This is a genomic window from Sediminitomix flava, assembly GCF_003149185.1.
In the GTDB taxonomy this organism is placed as follows: Bacteria; Bacteroidota; Bacteroidia; order Cytophagales; family Flammeovirgaceae; genus Sediminitomix; species Sediminitomix flava.
On record NZ_QGDO01000008.1, the window covers coordinates 248,443 to 254,543 of the forward strand.

5 protein-coding genes are annotated in these 6,101 nt (G+C 31.9%); 4 read left to right on the top strand and 1 reads right to left on the bottom strand.

Features of this window, described 5'->3' with window-relative positions; genetic code table 11:
• Positions 1-59 precede the first annotated feature (59 nt).
• Entirely contained in the window at positions 60-284 is a 225-nt protein-coding gene (locus tag BC781_RS22615; RefSeq protein WP_109622264.1) for a hypothetical protein, read from the bottom strand.
• Between the two features lie 763 nt (positions 285-1,047).
• On the opposite strand from BC781_RS22615, the gene BC781_RS22620 reads away from it, so the two are divergent.
• The 4 genes from BC781_RS22620 (at position 1,048) to BC781_RS25905 (ending at position 5,571) form a co-directional block, all read left to right on the top strand.
• A complete protein-coding gene (locus BC781_RS22620) occupies positions 1,048-3,570 on the top strand; it encodes a CHAT domain-containing protein (RefSeq protein WP_109622266.1) in 2,523 nt (840 codons plus the stop codon).
• Between the two features lie 106 nt (positions 3,571-3,676).
• Entirely contained in the window at positions 3,677-4,354 is a 678-nt protein-coding gene (locus BC781_RS22625; protein ID WP_109622269.1) for an RNA polymerase sigma factor, read from the top strand.
• Between the two features lie 65 nt (positions 4,355-4,419).
• Entirely contained in the window at positions 4,420-4,917 is a 498-nt protein-coding gene (locus BC781_RS22630) for a hypothetical protein (protein ID WP_109622271.1), read from the top strand.
• Positions 4,918-5,334: 417 nt separating this feature from the next.
• Positions 5,335-5,571, top strand: coding sequence for an IS3 family transposase (locus tag BC781_RS25905; RefSeq protein ID WP_394342348.1), 237 nt, complete (start codon positions 5,335-5,337; stop codon positions 5,569-5,571).
• The last annotated feature ends 530 nt before the right edge of the window (positions 5,572-6,101 follow it).

Below are 6,101 nucleotides of genomic sequence, written 5' to 3' on the forward strand. Positions count from 1 at the left end.
TATGTTTTAAAAATACCTACTAACGTAATACTAAAACACTTTGTATTCACTAAATTTTATTAATTGCCTTTTGGCTTATCCTTTAATGGATCTGTATCATCATCATTGGTAGTTGTATTACCATTGTACAATTCTAACTCATTTATCATATAGCTTGAGTCTGATGCCATATATGCTGTTTCATCCATTTGCTCAAACTCCTCTTCAAATCCCTCTTGATAACAACTTGTAAAAAAACCTAAACCTAAAAGTAGACCAATGCTAATTTTCTTTACCGTTTTCATAATCGTTTATAATCTGTTGTGAGTGTATCAATTACTATGGAGTACATTTCGAAATCGAGAAAAAATTTTATATTTTGATGGCAAACTTTATTTACATCAAAAAAATAATTTCTAAATCATCACTAACTCAATAACTAAATGCTAAATAATTTTCTTTTGTTAGACTTTCTATACTGAACTCCTGCTCTTTATTCTTTAGATCAGAATTGTTTTGATTGTCATCACTAAAGCTGAAAAAAAGTTTTTTTTATCTGATTTAACTAAGAAGCTGAATCGACTACGTTTTAGTCTTTATTCTTTAGATCAGACTCGCTTTCATTGTCATCACTAAAGCTGAAAAAAATTTCTTTTTTTTTATCTGACTTAATTAAGAAGCTGAATCGACTACGTTTTAGTCTTTATTCTTTAGATCAGACTCGCTTTCATTGTCATCACTAAAGCTGAAAAAAATTTCTTTTTTTTATCTGATTTAACTAAGAAGCTGAACCGACTACGTTTTAGTCTTTATTCTTTAGATCAGACTCGCTTTCATTGTCATTACTAAAGCCGAAAAAAATTTCTTTTTTTATCTGATTTAACTAAGAAGCTGAACTGACTACGTTTTAGCCTTTATTCTTTAGATCAGACTCGCTTTCATTGTCATCACTAAAGCCGAAAAAAATTTCTTTTTTTATCTGACTTAACTAAGAAGCTGAATCGACTACGTTTTAGTCTTTATCCTTTAGATCAGACTCGCTTTCATTGTCATCCTAAATATTAAAAAATGTCATTCCTATATTTTATTTTATCCCCATTACTATTACTGATATATCCGCAGATATATCAAAAATTAAACGATGATATACTCAGAGAAAAAGCTATTGAAGCCTTTTACAATAGGGATTATGATTTATCTATCAAGCACTTTAAAACGATAGAATGTACTACTTCTAACAGGGAAAATAAACTAAATGCTTCCCATATATTAGGACATATTTATGCCAAAGAAAAACTGAACCTAAAAGAAGGAATAAAATGGTTTAAAAAAGGGCTTGTCAATAACGGGCAAAAAGAAAAAGAGATATTTTCTTTCCAGATGCTTAATTATAAATACTTGAGTGAATCTTATCATCATTTAGGAAAGCTTGATTCTGCCGAATTCTATTGTAGAGAAGGAGTTCAACTTTACTTCAAGTACCCTGAAAAGTTTAAAAATTCATCTATACTAAACCAACTAAGCATCATTTTCTTTCATAAAAAGGAATACCACTTAAGCAGGGAAATACAGGAAAGAGATTTTCTCCAAAAAGAGAAAAACTATATTTCTTTGTCCAATTACCTTCATTTATTGATCATGACCAATGATACCACGAGCCATAAAATAGAAACATATATCCAAGAGCTCCAAGCCTACAAAAATCATAAAGATAACGATGGTTCTCACTTAGCTCATATTGGTTTTTACCACCAACAAAAATGTCAGTACCACAAAGCTATCAACTACTATCAGTCCTTTTTAGAGACATATGAACATTACTTTCAAAATGCTGATTCCTTTTTCAGTATAGACGAAATTCATGAACGAAAATTTTATATAGCGAGAGCCTATTTGCGTATGGCTAAATGTTATGAAAAACTTGGGGAAAAAAAGACACAATTCAAGATGCTAGAAAAAGCACTCACAGAAATTAGCTATGCTCTCCGGTTTCCTACACAAGAACATATCGTGATGGCCAACCAAGTGTATCGAGCACTTGAGCAATTCCATTTTGAGCAAAAGCTTCCCTCCAACAATTACCTCACTTGTGCTCAAGAGCTCATTGATGATCACCTTCAGATTTCTTCAGATACTAACAATGTGATGAAAAATGAACTGATGCTTCAAAGTTACTATAAAGGGAAACTTGCCAAATCAGTAGAAACTCAGGCCAAACATTATTGGGAAAGCTATATCTATTTCAAAGATTTTATCAGTAAACAATACCAAGACCAAGACCAACTTTTACAGCTTCAAGAGAGTAATACTATACAAACCGAATTTATTCAATTCTTTTCGGAACTCTATTTAAAAAGCCAACAAGAGAAATACCTTTTGTATACACTAGAAATTGTAGAGAACTCCAAATCAAACATTTTATACAAACGGAATTCAGGATTTAATCATCTTAAACTTAAAGACTACCTTGCCATTACTGACCTTCAAAACTATAAAAATAAAATACACCTATCTCCTTTATTAGATACTTACACCCTAAAAAATTACTTCCAGAAGTATTATCAAAACAAAGCTTTTATTTCCTATTTCGTATTACCTGAAGCCATGCTTACCATTGGGTATAGCAATGGCAAATTTCATTTGGAAAGAAAGAAACTTTCGCAAGACTGGTTCAATCTCAAAGACTTTTTCCAAGATTACCTTCCTAAAAGTAATTATTTTTTGCCCCGCTATTTTTCTCAAAAACTTACTCGGCTTCACCACTGGCTTATTCCTGAGTGGCTTCACCATAGTTCACAAAATAGACTGGTAGCTTCTATGCATAAAGATATTGCTTTTCTTCCCCTAGAAATCATTATGTATAAAGATGAATTTCTGGTGCAGAATTTTGCCATTAGTTACTGTTTTTCTCTACACCACGATCTTGAATTTTGTAGTATACAAAAAACTAAATCACAGCTAGATATTTTAGGTATATCTCCTTTTAGTAATACTGACTTACCTTATTCGCACAAAGAAGTAAGTGCTTTTAGTACTCATACATTAAATAATACGGAAGCAAATTACCAAAAAGTACTTGAACAAATCCAAAAACACAATGTTGTACATTTCGCAACCCACACGCAACTAGGCACACAATTAGGAGAATCTGAAATCATATTTTACCCGCTAGATACACAAAAGAAAAATAGTGTGAAGCTCGATGAGATTTCTGATCTCGACATGTCACATGTCGATTTGGTAACCTTAAGTACCTGCTCTTCTGCAGAAGGTATTTATCTAGACGGAGAGGGCGTTATAAGCCTACAACGCAGCTTTGCATATGCGCAAGTACCTAGTATTTTAGCTGGAAAATGGAAAGTACATGACCAGAGTTCTATGTATATTATGACCACCTTCTACAAACACCTTAAAGAAGGTTGGAGCAAAGATATTGCATTGCAAAAAGCCAAGAAAAACTTTATAGCCAAAAATCCAGATTTAGCACACAATCCTATGTTTTGGGGTAGTTTTGTAATGAATGGCAGTACTATAAACCTTTATCCTCCTTCTCCTTTAGTTGAAATAGAAACTTTTTTTAATTTTAGATAGAAAAATCTATAAAGCTTAGTATCTTTCTATTAATTAAAAAAAATGTACTAGGCTACTATAATATCATTAAGTATACATCTCAAAACCGATTCAACTACTACTAACTATGTCTATACAGAAGTATTTTTTCCCCGAAAAAATCAGCTCTGATCAGATTGTTGAAAGTATAAAACAAAGAAACAATCAGAAATATAAATCATTTGAAAAATCGATTCAATTTCTCTATCAGCACTACTTCCCTAAAGTAAAATTTATGGTGCTCAAAATGAGTGGTAACGAACTAGAGGCAGAAGATGTCTTCCAGGAAGCCATCACAAAGGTCATTTGGAGTATCGATCAAGGTAATTTTCAAGGAAAATCTCACATCTCTACGTATTTATACACTATCGCTAAAAATATGTGGCTCAAAACTTTAGAGCGAAGAAAAAGAGAGCAAGAGGTTCTTAATACCGAACTCTACCCTATATATAAACAAGAAGATATTGTGGATGCCTTACCCGATATATATACCACTGCAGAAGAAGAAGAACAAGATTTAGATCAGGTACTTCACTTTAAAAAACTCTTGGATAAAATAGGTGATGATTGCAGAAATATTTTGAAGTGCTTTTACTTCAAAGAGTTGTCTTATGATCAAATACTTGATTTGCCCAATAATAAATACGCTTCCGAACAAGTGATCCGCAATAAAAAAAGTAGATGCCTTAAGTATTTGAGAAAAGGCTTGCAAGATTTTGAAGTAGAAACTGATAAGCTCCTCGATTACATTAAAGATTGTCTCTAATTTTTTTCTGATTGGTGGTGACAAATCTCAACTTAAGGATCTAATTAAATAAATAGGAATAAAAAATGGAAACAGATAATTATAAAAAAGACATACAGCTCTATTTTCTGAAACAAGAAGTGACAGATATTAGAAGCAAAATGAAAAGTTCTAATGGCTCTCAACGTCATTTAATTTCTTACATTTCAGTTGCTGTGACGCTTTTTATTGCTTCAATGCTGTTTATATACAACATTGACAATCAATACTTGATCAATGAAGAGATTGAATTTGGTACATTCAGACAAACCGAAAATTCAACTATTTCGAACCAATTGGAAAATGCTCATGCTTACATTCTAAAACAAGAATATGCAAAAGCTATTGAACTGTTGGAACAAGAGCAGGATTCTGATTATAAAGATTGGTTTTTACTAAAGTCTTTTGTTGGACTTCAAAACTACCAACTTGCGAGCCCTTACTATGATAGAATACTTGAAGATCATGAGCATATCTATCATTCTAAAATAGGACTTAAGTATCAAGCTTGGTTTAAGATTTTACGTATAAAGAGTCGTTTTTAATCCAACGCTTTTTTAAAACTTCCCTCTCTTTACACTACCGTTCATATTCCCCCAAGGTTTTTCAGAAGATTAAGAATATACTGGGTGAATGCTATACTTGAAAAATTGGGGGAAGATATTCCTTTCTTTGAAATATAATACTGTTCTATATGCTCTAAACTGCTTGAAGCTCCTTTGGGTCACTTACAATTCCCCCTTTATAGAAGACAAATATTGCATACAAAAGTAAGAGTTCTACAGTAATCCCAAGCACATTATAGAGACTCACTTCTGGCTTAAGTTCAATATATACATGCTGGATTTGAGTATAAAATAAATTAAACTCTAAAAGTTTAATTTAGCGACTACAAACAGAGGGCTATATAGCTCTCAAAAGTTGAGAGAAGCTATAAAAGGTAATCAAATACTCCAAAGCATATTAGTAAAGGGAACTGTTGGAATAATGTGATGACAGAATGCTTTTTCTTAACTCTAAAATTAGAATTAGTTGATCATCATGTATTCCATTCTCATCAGCAGCCTAGAATAGCGGTATTTGAATTTATAGAGAGTTGGTTTAACCACCAAAGAGGATATTTTAACCTAGGGTATTTGAGCCCTGAGGAATTTTATATGAAACATATTCAAAAATGTGCTTATCTTTTTGTCCAGTAAATCCATGCAACACCAGTGACCTCTGTTAACGTCGATGTTTTTAATTTCCAATTAGAAAAAATACTGAGAATTCATAATTGCTTTTATTCATCAGAAATATAACTTTTCTCACCACAGAGAATTTGATTACTCTATCAAATCATTTATCATGGTCTTATAAGTTTGAACATAAGAGGCTAAACATTCTGTTCCTCTATAAGTTATTTTCTACCTGTTGATTGCCAAAATAAATGCTTATCATTACTTTTTTAGTAACTTCACGGTACTACTATTGCTCATGATAGCCATATCCTTGTTCTACTATCCTCTAGAGTCTTTTAAAGCTACAAACAATAAATGGTTGAACTGATTAATCATTCTTAAAAAACTATCGTTTTTTTCTATGATTCAATCCAAAAATCAAGATAGCAGCTTCCTACTGCTACTATGTTATAGATATATAGGTATCTCAATTTAGGTCGCCCAAACTCTGAGTTGGCTTTGGGTAACCTTGGTTGAGAAAACCAATCGTTCTATAATTTTCTTAAATA

Bases quoted from the DNA above. Each gene is read 5' to 3' on its own strand.
- BC781_RS22615 (WP_109622264.1), bottom strand. From the start codon at position 284: ATGAAAACGGTAAAGAAAATTAGCATTGGTCTACTTTTAGGTTTAGGT.
- BC781_RS22620 (WP_109622266.1), top strand. From the start codon at position 1,048: ATGTCATTCCTATATTTTATTTTATCCCCATTACTATTACTGATATAT.
- BC781_RS22625 (WP_109622269.1), top strand. From the start codon at position 3,677: ATGTCTATACAGAAGTATTTTTTCCCCGAAAAAATCAGCTCTGATCAG.
- BC781_RS22630 (WP_109622271.1), top strand. From the start codon at position 4,420: ATGGAAACAGATAATTATAAAAAAGACATACAGCTCTATTTTCTGAAA.